Origin of the sequence: Nonomuraea sp. NPDC001831, from assembly GCF_042892035.1 — a bacterium.
GTDB lineage: Bacteria > Actinomycetota > Actinomycetes > Streptosporangiales > Streptosporangiaceae > Nonomuraea.
Map to the genome: position 1 here is coordinate 18658 of NZ_JBIATU010000015.1, position 14747 is coordinate 33404.

Below are 14747 nucleotides of genomic sequence, written 5' to 3' on the forward strand. Positions count from 1 at the left end.
CCAACCATCCATTCGTCACATCCTCTACAGGAGAATTCACATGTCAGTGTCGAAGCCGGGCGTCGGCATCGCGGGTCTCGGGCTGATCTCGAAGACGCACGCGGCGGCCTACCAGCGCATGTCCGACGTGGTCGACCTCGTGGCCGGCTGCGACGTCGACCCCGGGGCGGCGTCGGCCTTCACCGCCGAGTTCGGCGCCAAGACCTACACCGGCCTCCAGGACCTGATCGACGACCCGCGGGTGGACGTGGTGGACCTGATCCTCCCCCACCACCTGCACTACGACGCCGCGATGGCGGTGCTGGACGCCGGCAAGCACCTGATCCTGGAGAAGCCCGTCGCGCCGACGTACGAGCAGTCGGTGGCCATCCAGCGCCGGGCGGCCGAGACCGGCGTGCACTTCATGGTCGCCGAGAACAGCCGGTACATCGCGGCCTACCAGGCCGTGCACCGGCTGCTGAGCGAGGGCGCCATCGGTGAGGTCATCCACGCCAGGACGTACCTGCGCTCCAACGAGAAGGCCCACCTGTCGATGCCCGGCTACTGGCGGACCCAGTACAAGCTCGGCGGCGGCCTGGTCATGGACACCGGCGCCCACTCGTTCTACCTGCTCAAGTGGCTGCTCGGCGAGTTCGAGGAGCTGACCGGCGTCTCCAGGAAGGTGTTCCCGCTCGACAACGAGATCGAGGACACCGCCGAGGTGTACGGCCGCATGCGCAGCGGCGCCCACTTCTCGTGCGGCTTCACCTCCGTCTCGGAGGTCCCGCACAGCGAGCGCCTGGAGCTCTACGGCACCGAGGGCGGCATCCTGGTGGACCAGATGTCCGACCCGGTGGTCAAGATCTTCCGCGGCCAGCACGACTACCAGGGCGAGGCGGTCGCCGAGGTGCCCTTCGGCCCCGACGCCTGGCACCCCGGCGGCTGGCACTACGAGTCCGTGATCACCGAGGTCACCGACTACGTGCGCGCCCTGGTGGAGGGACGCCCGCCGCTGATCGACTCCGGCGACGCCGTCTACGCCATGCGCGTCGTCGAGGCCGCCTACGAGTCCATCCAGTCCGGGAAGACGGTCACCGTCCCGGCCGGCGCGCAGCTCTGATCCGCCCCCACAGCAGAATCTGGACCTCCCCATGAGACTCATGCGCATCGGCGCCGCCGGCGCCGAACGTCCGGTCGTCGCGATCGACGACGAGACCTACATCGACGTGTCCGACGTGGTCGCCGACTTCGACGGCTCCTTCTTCGCCGCCGGGCTGGACGGGCTCGCCGCGACCGTCGCCGACCGGGTGGCCGCCGGCGCGGCCCGCCGCTTCGCCGGTGAACGCGTCGGCGCGCCGATCGCCCGTCCGCACCAGATCCTGTGCGTCGGCCTCAACTACGCCGACCACGCCGCCGAGTCGGGCCAGGAGCCGCCGGCCGAGCCGATCGTGTTCACCAAGGCGCCGAACACGCTGGTCGGGCCCGACGACGACGTGCACATCCCGCGCGGCTCCTCGGCCACCGACTGGGAGGTGGAGCTCGGCGTCGTGATCGGCGCCCGGGCTCACTACCTGGAGAGCGACGAGGAGGCGCGCGCCGCGATCGCCGGGTACGTGCTGGTCAACGACGTCAGCGAGCGCGACTTCCAGCTGCGCCACGGCGGCCAGTGGGTCAAGGGCAAGTCGGCCCCGACGTTCAACCCGTGCGGCCCCTGGCTGGTCACGCCGGACGAGCTCGGCGAGGTCGACGACCTGGGCATGTGGCTCGACGTCAACGGGCAACGCCGCCAGACCGGCTCGACGGCCCACATGTTGTTCGACCCCGTCTTCGTCGTGCGCTACCTGAGCCGGTTCATGGCGCTCGAACCCGGCGACCTGATCAACACCGGCACGCCCGCGGGTGTCGGCATGGGCTTCGACCCGCCCGTCTACCTGCGGCCGGGCGACCGGATGGAGCTCGGCATCGACGGCCTGGGCCGCCAGAGGCAGTCGGTCGTGGCCACCCCCTGACCGACCGGCGCGGCCCGCCCTGAACCGTCCGGACGGGCCGCCCCCCGGCCGCAGCCTCACGACGGAGCTGGACTTCCCGTTGGGCTGTCACAGCGCGGACCTATGCTCGTCGCCATGTCGATATGCGCCACCCCCGCGTCCCTGTCCTACGCCGACGCCGACGCCCGTCTGAGCGGCGCGTTGTCCGCCGCGTTCGAGAGCGGAGGAGAGTCGTCCGACCATGACAGCGTGCTGTTCTTCGACGGCGATCTCGCGGTCGACGGGGACTTCCTGGACGCCGTCAATGCCCTGCGAAGCGGGGACGACGAGGACGACGTCGAGCTGATCGTGATCACCGGCGATCTGACGGTCAACGGCCCGATCGCGCTCTATGAGGACCATCCCGGACTCTACGTCGGCGGTCGCACCGAGGCCGAGACCCTGGAGGCCGGCGACTGCGAGATCTACATCCACGACGGCGCCTTCACGCACCTCGTCTACGGCTGTTACAACCACGGCCGGCTACGGACCGGGACCGTCGAGACCCCTTGGGTGATCGTCTTCGATCACGCCATGGACGTGCACGCCGTCGGCGGGCGCTGGGTGGACAACTTCGGCGACGCCAAGGACGCCGACTACACCAAGCCGGGCATCGTCGAGGCGTTCGTGCCCGAGGTCGTCGACGCGGAGAACCGCTGTCTGGACGTCGATGCGTTCCTGGACCGGCTGCGGGCCGGGCTGCCGGTCCTGCGGCCCGGAGCCCGGACGGCGGCCGAGTCGGCCGAAGCCGACGTGTCCCGGTCCCGGGCCGACCGGGTGGAGCACCTCGATCTGACCGGTCGCAACCTCAAGGAGTTTCCCGCCGAGGTGCTCCGGATGCCGTGGCTTCGTACCCTGATCCTGGACGGCAACCCGATCGGCGGGCTGCCCGAGGCGCTCGGGACGCTCACCCGGCTGGAGCACCTGTCGGTGCGCAAATGCGAGCTGACCGCCCTGCCGGAATCGATCGGCGACCTGGCCGCGCTCCGGACGCTGTGCGTCGCCGGCAACCGGGACCCGGACCTGGACACGGTCGAGTTCACCCTGCCGGCCGCCATCGGCCGGCTCACCGCTCTGGAGGAACTCGACATCTCCTACCTGTCCGTCTCCGTCGACACGGAGTCGGGGTCGGAGTGGAACCTGCCGGAGGTGACGCGGTTCGTCCTGCCGGACGCCTTCGGCGACCTGGTCGCGCTGCGCAAGCTGGTCGCCGACGGGACCGACGTCGTGTTCCCCGACTCGGCGCACGGGCTGGCCGCCGTCGAGGAGGTGTCCATGACCGGCGGGAGCCACTACTTCCTGCGGACCTTCCCCGAGGCCGTCACCACCTTCCCGAACCTGCGCCGGCTCGACCTGAGCGGCAACTACTTCGACACCGTCCCCGACAGCCTGCTGCGGTTGACCCGCCTCGAAGAGCTCGACCTCGGCGACAGCCTCGGTCTGCTGCGCGACCCGCTGCCCGACCTCGGCCGCCTGCCCGCGCTGCGGGTCCTCGGCTTCGGCGGACACAGCCGCCGCGCCGGCACGCCCCTGCCGTCGCACGATTTCCTGCGGGAGCTGTTCGCCATGGAGCTGCCCGGACTCGAGGAGCTCCGGATCAGCCGGTGGCAGCGGAACACCAAGCGCCTCAAGCTCAAGCCCGAGCACTTCGCCGGGATCGGAACGTTCCGTCGGCTGCGGATCGTCGACCTGAGGTTCAATCAGCTCAACGACCTGCCGGCAGATTTCGACACGCTCCCCGATCTGGCGGCGGCCAACTTGTACGGCAACCTGTTCCCAAGGGCGGTCCGCGACCGGATCACCGCCGCACACCCGACCGCCCAGATCGACTTCGAGTAGGCGTTCGAGGCCGGCGTGGCCGGCATGACGGCGGAGCCGGTCGCCGGGGATCACAGCCACTCACCCGTCGCCGCGATCTGTTCGGTGGCCAAGTAGACGTCTCCGCCCGGCCGTCTGGTCGCGGCCACGGGCACGAGCTGTGGACTGTCGCCGCGCCGCCCGCACGCCCCCACGCTGCCGGCGCCGGAACAGTGAGTACACCGTCTGCCATGGACCGTACTCCTCGGGCAGGTCACGCCAGGGCACACCGGTCCGCCCGCGATGCCGGACGCCGTCGATCAGCCTGCGCTGGAACGACGCTGGTCGGCCCGTTGCCGCCACCGGCAACAACGGCTCCAGCACCGCCCACTGCGCATCACTCAAGTCCCCACGCGCCACACCGAGATCATCCCGGTGCAGCGCGATCAACGCGACAGGGTTCTCAAACCCGCCCTAGGAACGCCAGCCGGGCAGGCGGTCGGTCTCGCAACCGGCGTCCTCGATGGCCGCCACGATGAAGCTCTCCTCGACCGGGCCCTCGGTGAGCACGCTCACCCGGCCGGCCGCCAGGTTCACGTCCACGCCCACCACCCCCGGGATCAGGGCCAGCTCCCGCTTCACCGCCTCCACGCAGGTGGCGCAGCTCCCGGTGTTCAGGTCGGGGATGCCGTAGGTGACGAGGCTGTGGACAAGGGTGATCATTTAGTCCTCCGAAGTGCCGTACAGGGGTTGGGTATGGGGTGCGTTTCACCACGCCGTACCCTTTTCTGAGCTTGCCGCACGGCGAGCGGCGACGACAGCGAATACGACTTCCCTTTCCCGCCATGGCGGGAAGCGGACAGGAGAGGCACGTGAGCGACGAGGCCACCGCCAGGCGCGTGTACACCCGCATGCGCCGGCACCGGGAGTCGTTCGGCGCGGCCGCCGCCGGCCTCGGGCTGCGCGGCGCCGAGGTCGACCGGGCACGCGACCGGCTGACCCGGCTCGGCCTGCTCAACCCCGGCGCCGAGATCGCCGTCGACGCGATGGCGGCGCTCAGCCGCATGCTGCTCGGCGGCGAGGAGCTGCTCGGGATGCTCGCCGAGCAGCGGGCGGCCTCCAGGGAGCTCACCGAGCACTACCTGCGCCTGGACGGCGACCCCCAGGACGCCCGCGTCGAGTTCTTCCCCCGCTCCAACGTGGAGGCCCTGCGCGTGAAGCTGCGGGCGGCGACGGAACGGGCCCGCGAGGAGATCATGGGCATGCACATGCCGCACGCCTGGGAGCCCGAACGGCTGCGGGACTCCCGCGCCGAGGACGTCGGCGCCGTGGCCCGCGGCGTGCGGGTGCGCATCATGCACGCCCAGAGCCAGCTGGCCCAGCCGGTGATGCGCGAGCACGTCCAGGGCATGCTGGAGGGCGGGGTCGAGGTGCGCACCATGCCGTTCGTCCCGGTACGGCTGATCATGCTGGACCGCGAGCTGGCCGTGGTCGAGGTGATGCCCGGCGACCTCATGGCGGGCGCGATGCTCATCGAGGGCCGCGGGCTGGTCGCCTCCTACGCCGCCCTGTTCGACTACTGCTGGATGACCGCCTCGGAACCGGGCGACGTCCCCAGGGCAGCCGACGGCGAAGAGCTCAACGAGCAGCAGCGCGCGGTGCTGCGCCTGCTGGCCACCGGCGCCAAGGACGACGCCATCGCCCGCGCCCTGGGCGTCTCGAACCGCACGGTGACCAGGGTCGTGGCCGAGCTGACCGCCCAGCTCGGCGCCGACAGCCGCTTCCAGGCAGGCGTCCGCGCCGCCAAGCTCGGCTGGATCTGAGCCGGGGAGACACCCCGCCCGACCCGGAGGTGACGGGCTCGGCACGCCGGTGACATTGGTCAATGTGATCACGCTGATCCCATTGATCACTTGGCCACCGGCGTGCCGGGACCCGGCCTGTACACTGCCGCTGTTCCTGGTTTTCGTGGCGTCCGGCCGGGGCGGCCGTGCGACACCGTTCTCCTGGGGGGCGCGCCTGCGCCGCCTGCGTGTACACCCGATTCACGGATGGCATGGGGCAGGTGGGATGACGACGGTCGGAGAACCGGATCGGATCGTGCCCGAACAGGAGCGCCCGTGGCCGCGCGGCGCGGCGCGGCACTACCGTCGCGACCCGCTGGGGTTCGTGGAGCGGGCGGCGGACGCGCGCGGGCCGGTGTTCCGCCTGCCCGACGACGGGTCGCTGTGCGTGGCCGACCCCGCGCAGGCCCTGCGGATCCTGCACGACGAGGCGGGCGACTACGACGAGGTGTCCGGGTTCTTCCACGTCGGCGGCGGGCTGCTCGGGCCGCGGGCGACGCAGGTGGCGATCGGCCGGGCGGCCCGCACGACGTTGCGCGCCCACGTGGCCGCCCGCCGTGAGCGGCTGCCCGCGGTCGTGGCGGAGCTCGGCGAGGTCAGCGAGTGGCCGTCGGCCGGGCGGGCCGCCGTGCACCGGTTCCTGGCCGACGCCCTGCTGCGGCCGGACAGCCCGGCCGCCCTGCGGGAGCTGATGACGCACGTCGTGCGGCGCGAGGTGCTGATCCGTCCCGCCGGCCGGCTCGCGCGGTTGTCGCGGCGCGCCCTGTGGGCCCGCGTCGTGCGGACGGTCGCCGCCGAGGCGCGCGCCCGGCGGAGCGAGCAGGCGGGCGAGGCGCGGCCCGGCGACCTGCTGGACGCCGTCCTGGGCGCCACCCCGCCCGAGACGCCCGCCGAGCACGTGGCGCAGGTGTACCTGCTGCTCTTCCGCACCTCGATCGCGCCGGTGGGCCACGCGGTGGCCTGGGCGCTGCTGTCGGCGGCGGCCCACGGCGTCGACCTGGCCGCCGTGCCGCCCGAGTCGGCCGTACGCGAGTCGCTGCGGCTGTGGCCGGTGGCCTGGCTGCTCGGCCGCCCGGTGCGCAGGGCCCACCAGGTCGGCGGCGTGCCGCTGGAGCCGGGCGACAGCGTGTCCGTCTGCCCCTACCTCCTCCACCGCGACGAGCGGCACTGGCCGCGGGCCACCACGTTCCGGCCCGGCCGCTGGGACGGCCCCGAGCCCCGCGGCCCCTACCTGCCCTTCGGCGGCGGCCCGTTCACCTGCGCGGGAGCGGGCGTCGCCCAGGCGCTGGCCACCGACCTGCTGGCCGCCCTGACCGACCACGCCCACCTGGAGGTGCGCGGCGGCACCGGGCGGCCGCACGTCGAGGGCATCATCACGCCCCCGCCCTTCCGGTTGCGCCGCACGGCACGCCAGACCTGACCACCAGCGGTTCGTCGAGGAAGGAGGTGATCCCCCATGAGGAAGCTGCTGCGCCGCGTCACCGGCCGCCGGGTCAACCGGCAGGCCTGGTACATCTGGTAACCGAGTCCGAGCGGCCGCGCCGGGCCGAGGGCCCGGCGCGGTCACCCGGCCCGCCGGCCGTTCAGGAGGCACGCATGTCGCATGTCGAGGAGACCCTGGCGGCCTACGAAGGCGTCGCCGCCCGCTACGACGAGCTGAACGCGCAGATGGACACCGAGGCGCTGGTGGACCGCTTCACCGAGGCGGTGGAGCGGCACGGCGACGGGGGGCGGCGGCTGCTGGACGCCGGTTGCGGCACCGGCCGCAGCAGCACGGCGTTCAAGAAGCGGGGATTCGAGGTGACCGGCTACGACCTGTCCCCGGCGATGGCGGCGACCGCGCGGCGGCGACCGGGCGCCGACGGCATCCCGTTCCTGGTCGGATCACTCCTGAGCCCTCCGCCCGAACTGTCCGGCTTCGACGTGGTCGCCTGCGTGGACGTGCCCCTGACGTACCTGACGAGCGCCGGCCAGTTGCGACAGGCGCTGGCGGCGGCGCGCGACCGGCTCACCCCGGGCGGGCTGGTGGTCTTCGACCTGAACACCATCGGCTACTACCGGCGCACGTTCGGCGTCCCGGTGGTCGCCGACCGCGGTGACCGGTACGTGGCCTGGTTCGCGCACTCGCCGCGGATCGAGGCCGACGAGATGGTGATCACCCAGTTCGACCTGTTCGAACGGGCCGGCGCGGGCTGGGAGCGGCTGTCGATGCGGCACGTGCAGCGCCACCACTCCGACCGTACGGTGCGCCGGGCCGCCGAGCTGGCCGGGCTGCGCGTGGTGGCCGCCCACGGGCTGGTGGGCACCACGGTGCGCGACCCGGCCGACGAGGAGGCCCACGACCGGATCCTGTACGTCGCCCGTCCCGCCTGAGGTTCGCTATATTCAGAATATGGTGAATCTGCCGTCCGTCCTCTCCCTGTGGGGTTGCGACCTGCGTTACGCCGACAGCGGGGGCGACGGCGTGCCGGTGGTGTTCTCGCACGGCGCCGGGGCCGACCACGTGATGTTCGACGCCCAGGCCCGCCACCTGCGGGCCCGGGGGTACCGCGTCGTCACCTGGGACCTGCGCGGCCACGGTCGCTCACGACCGGCCGGCGTGCGCTTCACCGCCGAGCAGGCGATCGCCGACCTGTGCGCGCTGGTCGAGCACCTGGCGCTGGACCGGCCGGTGCTCGTGGGGCAGTCCCTCGGCGGCAACCTCAGCCAGGCCGTCGTGCGGCGGCACCCCGGCCTCGCCCGCGCGCTGGTCGTCATCGGCGCCGCGCCGAACACGGCGCCGTTGTCCCTGCGGGACCGCCTGCTGCTCAGAGCGGCCGCGCCGATGCTGACGATGATCCCCGCCGGCAGGCTGCCGCGGCTGATGGCCGACGCCTCCGCGACCACCCGGGCCGCCCGGGACGACGCCCGGCGGGCCTTCGGCCAGGTGCCGAAGAAGGAGTTCGTGCAGGTGTGGCGGGCCACCGTCGACTTCCTCTCCCCCGACCCCGGCTACCGCACGCCGGTGCCCCTGTGCCTGATCCGCGGCGAGCGGGACACCACCGGCAACATCGCCTCGGCCATGCCCGCCTGGGCCCGCGCCGAAGGCGTCGAGGAGATCGTCGTCCCCGGGGCCGGCCACATCGCCAACCAGGACGACCCGCGGGCGGTCAACGAGGCGATCGAGGCGTTCCTGTGCACGCTCCCGGCGCCGGGGCGGGCGCGGCGATGAGCGCGCGGCACACGTTCGTCACCTCGGTGGGCGACCTGCTGGCCTCGTGGAACCTGCCGCACGCGACCGGGCGCGTCTACGGGCTGCTGCTCCTCACCGAGCAGCCGATCTCACTCGACACCATCGCCGCCGAGCTGGAGCTGAGCAAGGGGGCGGTGAGCACCGCCGTACGGCAGCTCGACTCCTGGGGGCTGGCCAAGGTGATCCCGCAGCCCGGCAGCCGGCGGCTCCTGGTGGAGGCCACCGGGGGGATCGAGTCGCTGCTGGAGGCGAGCCAGGCGCGGGCCAGGACCCTGATCGCCGCGCTGCGCGAGGGCGAGGCGCTGGTGCACCCCGGACCCGCGCAGGAGCGGCTGCGGGACGTGATCGGGTTGTTCGCCGGTTATGTCGACGTCGGCGGCCAGATGCTGGCCAGGCACCGGGAGCGACGCCCCGGATCCGACACCGCGCGGCCCTCCTCCGCCGGGTAGGGTCCGCCCCACGACGTGGCGGCGGCCGTGAACGACTTCCACCAGCACCTGTGGGGCGCCGGCAGGACGACGCCCTGTCCGAGCGAGAAGATCGAGCGCGCCCTGAGCGCGATGCGCTGACGGGCCGGGGCCGAGGTCGCTGGTGACGACCCGGCCGCCGGTGTCATACCGTCACATCATGGACGAGCACCGCCAGAGCATCCCCGACGTTCTCCGCCCCGTACGGGACGCCGCCGCGGCCCTGGACGACGACCTCACCGACCTGGGCGACGCGCTGCGGGCGTTGCGGCGGGTCGAGGTGGAGGTGGAACTGGCGACCGACCTGCTGATGCGGCAGTCCAACGCGAAGGCGAACCAGGCCCGGCAAGAAACCCCCTGACCGCGCCCGGCAGCGGCCACTAAACTGTCCCCTTCGTTCTTGATCAAGAAGATGGAGGATGACATGTCTCGTCTTCGCGCGTTAGCGCTGACCGTCGTCGCGGGAGCCGTTCTGCTTCCCTCTCCCGCTCAGGCCGCGTCGGTGAAGGGGGTGAAGCTCGTCAACGGCGCGTCCGGCCAGTGTCTCACCGTGGCCGCGACCGAAGTGAAGAAGAACGGCGCCCCGGTCATCCAGTGGCCCTGCGACGGTTCCAGGCGCCAGCGCTGGTACGTCGTCAAGGACTCCGAGGGCGGCGTGAATTTCCGGAACGCGGTGTCCGGACAGTGCTTGGCCATCGCCCACGGGACCAGCAGGGAGGGCAAGCGGGCCATTCAGTGGCCGTGTTACCGGGGCAAGGCGCCGGAGCAGGTCTGGCGGACGAAGGCGGCGCGGATCAAGAATCTGGCCTCCGGCCGATGCCTGGCGATCGGAGAGGGCAGCAAGGTCAAGGGGACCATCGCCATCCAGTGGCGCTGCTACGGGGGCAACGCCCCTGAGCAGGTCTGGCACATCCGCAAGCACTGACCCGGCCGCGAGAACGGGAGCCACGGCGATGCCCGCGCCGGCCGGCACGACGTGAGCTCCCGAGGCCAAGGCTCCGGTGGACGCCCCGGGACCGGGCGTCAGGCTCTGACAACGCGCCCGGGCAGGGCGGTCGGCACCAGATGCTCGTCACGGACGACGAACTGACCGCCGACAAGAACGTGAACGAACCCGGAGGAATGCCTGACCGTCTCGGTGTAGGTGGCACGGTCGCTGACGGTCTCGGGGGCGAAAACGGTCAGGTCGGCGTCGCAGCCCGCCTGAACACGGCCCTTGCGCCGCATCGCCGGAACACCCGAGCCCACCACGTCGGCGGGGACGAGCGTGCACCGGCGCACGGCCTCGGGCAGTGACAGGACCCCGTTCTCCCGGACGAGCCTGCGCAGCGTCCGGCCGTAGGTGCCGGCCGTACGAGGGTGGGTGACGGCGTCCGGCCCAAGCGGCCAGGACAGCGGGTCGGGCGCCCCCGAGCGCCACAGGAGGGGGACGGCATCGGTGGCGACAGCGGCGTCGGTGAAGGTGAGGGCCCGCTGGATGTAGTCGAACTGAGCGGGGTCGTCCTCGTCGAGCAGGTGGACGAAGGCCGCCGAGCCGGGTTCGCTCTCGCGGATTCGACGCAGGGTGTCGGCGTCGGGGACACGGCCCTCGGCACCGAGCAGGCCGATGGAGTGCGGGGTTAGCCCGCGCCGGTGAAGGAGCTCCGGGGCGAGGAAGGCCGCGCCGACGCCGGTCATGCCCGCGCCGTAGGGGTAGGCCTCGGTGGTGACGCGCGAGCCTTCGGCGCGGACCTTCTCCACCAGGCCGAGCACGCGGTCGACATGACGGATGGAGGTGCTGTTGACGTGGCAGTAGTGCATGTGCGCGCCGGTCTCGGCGGCGGCGCGGACGACCTCCTCGGCGCCGTCGACGGGAGTGGTGGGATCCATCTCGACGAGTTCGCGGGCGTGGGTGTAGGTGGGCAGCCCGACGCGGGCGGCCAGAGCGGCCACGGCGAGGTACTCGGAGGGATCGACGCGGGGCGCGTAGCCGATGAGGATGCCGATGCCGAGCGCGCCATCGCCGAGGTCGCGCTCCAGCATGCCGACGATGCGGTCGACGACATTCCGCGGAGCGGCGCGCTGCCATTCCTCGCGGCCGATGTGGGCGAGGAAGTCGTCCAGGTCGCCGCTGGTGTCGAGGCCGAGGAGGACGGACATCCGGGCCACGGCCCAGGAGGTGGCGAAGCCGTAGTTGAGGGGCCTGCCCTCGATCTCGGCCCTGCGGTAGGCCGCGGCGACCGGGTAGGCGCCGGCCTCGAGTTCCAGGACGGTGGTGACGCCGTCGAGCGCCTGCAGGCGGTGGCCGGCGACGTCCATGCTGTGGCTGTGCAGGTCGATGAAGCCCGGACTGACGACCAGGCCGGTCGCGTCGACGGTGGTGACGCCGTCGAGCGGCTGGTCGGAGACGGCCTGGATGACCCCGCCGCTGACGCCGACGTCGCGTACGGCGTCCAGGCCGGTCTCGGGGTCGATGACCCGGCCGCGGGTGAGGACCAGATCGTACGTCGTCACGCGAGCTCCTTTGTTCCGAGGCTGAACTGTTCAGGGCGCTGGGGCACGATCAACGCGATCAGCGCGCCGAGGACGGTGGTGGCGATGAGCAGGCCGAAAGCAGCGGTGTAGGAGAACCGGTCGACCAGGAAGCCCATGAGGACGGGGGCGAGCACGCCGGCGATCTGGCCGCCGACGTTGACGACGCCCATGCCGGATCCGATGAAGGCGGGCGGCAGGGCGCGCACGGGCATGCCGAGTATGCCCATCGTGGAAAGGCCCGCCACGCCCATGGCGAGCGTCTGGTAGACGGTGAACCCGACAGCGGAGTCAGCCATCAGCATGAGCACCAGGAGCACGGCGGTGACCAGGAGCAGGGGAATGACGTAGAGCCGGGCCCTGTCGTGGAAGAAGCGGTCGAACAGCCAGCCGCCGAGGAAGGCGGTCGCGCACGCGACCAGGCCGGGGATGGCGGACATGACACCGGTGTTGATGAGGGAGATGCCGCGCTCCTCCAGCAGGTAGCTGGGCACCCAAGTGATCAGGCCGTAGCCGAGCATGTTGGTGGTGCAGAAGAGGGCGGCGAACTTCCAGACCGACGGCGAGCGCATGACGGTGCCCAGGCTGGTCCCCTCGTCCTGAACGACGTCGGAGCCGTTGAGGTGGGCGGGCAGCGCCTTGGGCAGCAGCTTCCAGAGCAGAACGCCGATGGCGACGCCGGCGGCGGCGGTGACCCAGAAGGTGTGGCGCCAGCCGAGGGCGAGGATGAGCGGCGCGACGAGGAGCGGGGCGACTCCGGCGCCGAGCTGGTTGGAGGCGAGCATGGCGCCGGCGGCGGTGGCGCGGATGGCGGGGGTGGTGCGTTCCGCGATGGCCTTGAAGGACGCGCCGGGAAAGAGGCCCTGGCCGACGCCGAAGAGAGCACGGATGACGAGGAGGGAGGCCAGGCCCCAGGCGATCCCGGTGAGCGCGGTGAAGACCGACCAGAGCAGCATGGAGACCATGAGCTGGCGGCGGGCGCCGAACTTGTCGGCGAGGATGCCGCCCGGCACCTGGCACAGCAGATAGACCAGGGAGAAGGCGGTGATCAGCCAGCCTTGCTCCGTCTTGGTGAGGGCGAACTCCTCGCCGATGAACGGCAACGCGACGGCCATCATCACCCGATCGACATAGTCGATCACCCAGACGCCCATGAGCAGGCCGACAGTGACGGTAGCCGTTTTACGTACGTGCGCGGGCGCCAAGGTGTGGGTGCCTTCGGCGAGTCCCATTCACAGGCCTCCAGGAGCTAGATCAATGTTCCAGCAACCCTCCCCCACCTCACCCGGGAGTGCTTCGTGCAGAATCATGAAGTCGGGGCGGCCGGCGGTGCAATTGCACCAAGATCTGTCCGCCGGTGGTGAACGCCTCGGTGGTGCTCCACCCGGGTCCAGGCGATGAGCCCCCGGAACGTCCCAGGACCTCAGTGCCGGCTCCCGCGCCGGCCTGCCCCTCATGGTCCGCCTGCCACGCTGCGGCACCCGTCCCTTGTAGCGCCCAGCTCCAGTCCGGACGCCCGGCCGGCGGCCCCTCGCCCCTCCCCCAGGCGCCGGGAGCCCGCGAGATCGTCGCGCCCAAGCCGAATGCCAGCGTTTGCCTTTATAGCGCGTGTGCAACTATTGTCGAAGCCTGCAAGAAGCAGTAGCAATAGTAAGAAGGGTCGCGCGATGCCTCTCGCACTCCTCGCCCTGGCCATCGGGGCCTTCGGGATCGGCACCACCGAGTTCGTGATCATGGGCCTGCTGCCCGAGATCGCCGGCGACTACGGTGTCTCCATCCCCACCGCCGGCCTGCTGGTCACCGGCTACGCGATCGGCGTGGTCATCGGCGCGCCGCTGATGACGGTGCTCGGCACCAGGATCAGCCGCAAGACGATGCTGCTCGTGCTGATGGGCCTGTTCGTGATCGGGAACCTGGTGTCCGCGCTGGCGCCCGGGTTCGGCGTGATGCTCGGCGGCCGGATCGTGGCCTCGATGGCCCACGGCGCGTTCTTCGGCATCGGCTCGGTGGCCGCCGCTGACCTGGTCGCCCCGCACAAGAAGGCCGGCGCCATCGCCACCATGTTCACCGGCCTGACCGTCGCGAACATCGTCGGCGTGCCGCTGGGCACCTTCATCGGACAGGCGGTGGGCTGGCGCACCACCTTCGCGCTCGTCGCCGTGCTGGGCCTGGTCGGCCTGCTCGGCATCGCCGTGCTCGTGCCCGCCGTCCCCCGGCCCGAAGGCACCCGCCTGCGCCCGGAGCTGACGGCGTTCCGCAACCCGCAGGTGCTGCTCGCGATGGCGATGACCGTGCTCGGCTTCGGCGGCGTCTTCGCCGCTATCACCTACGTCGCGCCGATGATGACGCAGGTCGCCGGCTACTCCGCCGACGCGGTCACCTGGCTGCTCGTGCTGTTCGGCGTCGGCATGTTCCTCGGCAACCTGCTCGGCGGCCGGTTCGCCGACCGGGCCCTGATGCCCCTGCTCTACACGACCCTCGGCGGCCTCGCGGTCGTGCTGGCGCTGTTCACCCTGACCGCGCACGACAAGGTCGCCGCCGCCGTGAGCATCTTCCTGGTGGGGGCGCTGGGCTTCGCCACCGTGCCGCCGCTGCAGAAGCGCGTCCTCGACCAGGCGCACGGCGCGCCGACGCTGGCCTCCGCGGTCAACATCGGCGCGTTCAACCTCGGCAACGCGCTCGCGGCCTGGCTGGGCGGCCTCGTCATCGCCGCGGGCCTGGGTTACACCGCTCCGAACTGGGTCGGCGCCCTGCTCGCCGCCGCGGCCCTCGCCCTGGCGTTCTGGTCCGCCGTCCTGGAGCGCCGGGCGCCCGCGCGGGAACCGGCCGGCGCCGCCGTCCCGGTTCCCGCTCTCGTCCACGACTGACGCCCTGGCCGCGCGTCCGTCGT

The 14747-nt window shown here is 71.9% G+C and carries 15 protein-coding genes; 11 read left to right on the top strand and 4 right to left on the bottom strand.

The window, feature by feature from the left end; genetic code table 11:
• Positions 1 to 40 precede the first annotated feature (40 nt).
• The 3 genes from ACFYYW_RS36665 to ACFYYW_RS36675 all read left to right on the top strand — a co-directional run bounded on the left by ACFYYW_RS36665 (position 41) and on the right by ACFYYW_RS36675 (position 3845).
• Positions 41 to 1099: a Gfo/Idh/MocA family protein gene (locus ACFYYW_RS36665; RefSeq protein ID WP_387655912.1), complete on the top strand. Its 1059-nt coding sequence runs from the start codon at positions 41 to 43 to the stop codon at positions 1097 to 1099.
• Between the two features lie 31 nt (positions 1100 to 1130).
• Positions 1131 to 1988, top strand: coding sequence for a fumarylacetoacetate hydrolase family protein (locus tag ACFYYW_RS36670; RefSeq protein WP_387655914.1), 858 nt, complete (start codon positions 1131 to 1133; stop codon positions 1986 to 1988).
• 114 nt (positions 1989 to 2102) lie between these two features.
• A complete protein-coding gene (locus tag ACFYYW_RS36675; protein WP_387655916.1) occupies positions 2103 to 3845 on the top strand; it encodes a leucine-rich repeat domain-containing protein in 1743 nt (580 codons plus the stop codon).
• A gap of 60 nt (positions 3846 to 3905) precedes the next feature.
• On the opposite strand, the gene ACFYYW_RS36680 is transcribed toward ACFYYW_RS36675, so the two are convergent.
• Together ACFYYW_RS36680 and ACFYYW_RS36685 are read right to left on the bottom strand one after the other, a co-directional pair.
• Positions 3906 to 4223, bottom strand: a complete 318-nt coding sequence (locus ACFYYW_RS36680; protein WP_387656470.1) for a transposase — start codon at positions 4221 to 4223, stop codon at positions 3906 to 3908.
• Positions 4224 to 4277: 54 nt separating this feature from the next.
• On the bottom strand, positions 4278 to 4526 hold the full coding sequence (locus ACFYYW_RS36685) for a heavy metal-associated domain-containing protein (RefSeq protein ID WP_352360044.1): 249 nt from the start codon (positions 4524 to 4526) through the stop codon (positions 4278 to 4280).
• Positions 4527 to 4675: 149 nt separating this feature from the next.
• Here ACFYYW_RS36685 and ACFYYW_RS36690 point away from each other — a divergent pair, with 149 nt between their 5' ends.
• The 7 genes from ACFYYW_RS36690 (at position 4676) to ACFYYW_RS36720 (ending at position 10271) form a co-directional block, all read left to right on the top strand.
• The gene (locus ACFYYW_RS36690; RefSeq protein ID WP_387655920.1) at positions 4676 to 5626 is read left to right on the top strand and encodes a LuxR C-terminal-related transcriptional regulator; all 951 of its coding nucleotides are present in this window, start codon (positions 4676 to 4678) and stop codon (positions 5624 to 5626) included.
• 277 nt (positions 5627 to 5903) lie between these two features.
• Positions 5904 to 7067: a cytochrome P450 gene (locus tag ACFYYW_RS36695; RefSeq protein ID WP_387655923.1), complete on the top strand. Its 1164-nt coding sequence runs from the start codon at positions 5904 to 5906 to the stop codon at positions 7065 to 7067.
• A gap of 176 nt (positions 7068 to 7243) precedes the next feature.
• Complete coding sequence (locus tag ACFYYW_RS36700; protein ID WP_364419940.1) at positions 7244 to 8020, top strand: methyltransferase domain-containing protein; 777 nt, start codon at positions 7244 to 7246, stop codon at positions 8018 to 8020.
• Between the two features lie 19 nt (positions 8021 to 8039).
• Complete coding sequence (locus ACFYYW_RS36705) at positions 8040 to 8858, top strand: alpha/beta fold hydrolase (protein ID WP_387655926.1); 819 nt, start codon at positions 8040 to 8042, stop codon at positions 8856 to 8858.
• Positions 8822 to 9328 carry an HTH domain-containing protein gene (locus tag ACFYYW_RS36710; protein WP_364419936.1) on the top strand — a complete coding sequence of 169 codons (507 nt, stop codon included), beginning with the start codon at positions 8822 to 8824 and terminating at the stop codon, positions 9326 to 9328. Before ACFYYW_RS36705 ends, ACFYYW_RS36710 begins: the two co-directional genes overlap by 37 nt.
• Positions 9329 to 9506: 178 nt before the next feature.
• Positions 9507 to 9707 (top strand): hypothetical protein, encoded by a 201-nt coding sequence (locus ACFYYW_RS36715; protein WP_352331148.1) that lies wholly within the window; start codon positions 9507 to 9509, stop codon positions 9705 to 9707.
• Between the two features lie 39 nt (positions 9708 to 9746).
• Complete coding sequence (locus ACFYYW_RS36720; RefSeq protein ID WP_387655931.1) at positions 9747 to 10271, top strand: RICIN domain-containing protein; 525 nt, start codon at positions 9747 to 9749, stop codon at positions 10269 to 10271.
• A 98-nt stretch (positions 10272 to 10369) separates the two neighbouring features.
• Here ACFYYW_RS36720 and ACFYYW_RS36725 read toward each other — a convergent pair whose 3' ends face one another.
• Positions 10370 to 11839 carry an amidohydrolase family protein gene (locus ACFYYW_RS36725; RefSeq protein ID WP_387655934.1) on the bottom strand — a complete coding sequence of 490 codons (1470 nt, stop codon included), beginning with the start codon at positions 11837 to 11839 and terminating at the stop codon, positions 10370 to 10372.
• Positions 11836 to 13089, bottom strand: coding sequence for an MFS transporter (locus tag ACFYYW_RS36730; protein ID WP_352329566.1), 1254 nt, complete (start codon positions 13087 to 13089; stop codon positions 11836 to 11838). Before ACFYYW_RS36730 ends, ACFYYW_RS36725 begins: the two co-directional genes overlap by 4 nt.
• Before the next feature lie 435 nt (positions 13090 to 13524).
• On the opposite strand from ACFYYW_RS36730, the gene ACFYYW_RS36735 reads away from it, so the two are divergent.
• The gene (locus tag ACFYYW_RS36735; protein ID WP_387655937.1) at positions 13525 to 14724 is read left to right on the top strand and encodes an MFS transporter; all 1200 of its coding nucleotides are present in this window, start codon (positions 13525 to 13527) and stop codon (positions 14722 to 14724) included.
• Positions 14725 to 14747: the final 23 nt, after the last annotated feature.